At 62.3% G+C, this 975-nt stretch carries 1 protein-coding gene; it reads left to right on the forward strand.

Features of this window, described 5'->3' with window-relative positions:
• Nucleotides 1-599: 599 nt before the first annotated feature.
• Nucleotides 600-975 (forward strand): reverse transcriptase domain-containing protein (locus KHO33_RS41890; protein ID WP_328822838.1); only part of this gene is annotated, 376 nt, incomplete at its 3' end.

Below are 975 nucleotides of genomic sequence, written 5' to 3' on the forward strand. Positions count from 1 at the left end.
TTTTTGGTGCGCCGAGCATGCGCAACAGCTTGGGGGTGGAAGTCCCCTGCCCAACCTGATGGTGGTGAAGGGCTAGTGAAACGCAAGGGCGTCGTCGCGAGGCGGGGTCTGAAGGAAGCGTGGAGCAAAGCCACGACCTGACGAACAGAAACCAGATATGAGGCCTACCCGGCCGGACGAGCGAGCCAATGATCGCGAAGTCCATAACCATCAAGGTCCGGGGTGGTAGATCTGGCAGGCGTGTGGCGAAGGCGGTTGAGCTTACCTCGGGAGGCCTGCCCGGTGTCCTGGAATCAGGACTGAACAACTCGCAAGGGGTGTTGATCGCCGTGCAGGAGTCAGCAGCGGGCGTAGTAGGGCGGCAACGCCCGAAGGCCCAAACGGAGAGGAGCGGCGAGTAAGCCGGAGAACTCGACATGGGAGAGCAGCAGAAAACGCAACGCGTCCTTGACGGCGGAGGTCCGGGTGAAGCCCGGATGACTGCCGCCCGAGGGGCTGAACCTATGGCGGCGAACCCCGAAACTGAAAGCCCGTCGGCTTGTGACCGACTGATGGAAGAAGTCTGTGAGCGGGGAAACCTGCAACGGGCGTTGAAACGTGTGAAGGCGAACAAAGGCGCGCCGGGCGTGGACGGCATGACGGTTCAGGCACTACCGGCGTTCCTGCGTGAGCATTGGCCGTCGATACGGGCCTCACTGCTCGAAGGAACCTACAAGCCGCAACCTGTGAGACGGGTCGAGATACCCAAGCCGGATGGAGGTGGCGTGCGTAAGCTCGGCATTCCCTCTGCGCTCGACAGATTCGTTCAGCAGGCGGTGTTGCAGGTGCTGCAAAGGCAGTGGGACCCAACCTTCTCGGACGCCAGTTACGGCTTCCGTCCGGGACGCTCGGCACATCAGGCCGTGGCGCGCGCGCAGGGTTACATTCAGGCGGGACATCGCTGGGTTGTAGACCTCGACCTCGAAAAGTTCTTCG

The organism is Paraburkholderia nemoris (genome assembly GCF_905221015.1).
Lineage (GTDB): Bacteria > Pseudomonadota > Gammaproteobacteria > Burkholderiales > Burkholderiaceae > Paraburkholderia > Paraburkholderia nemoris.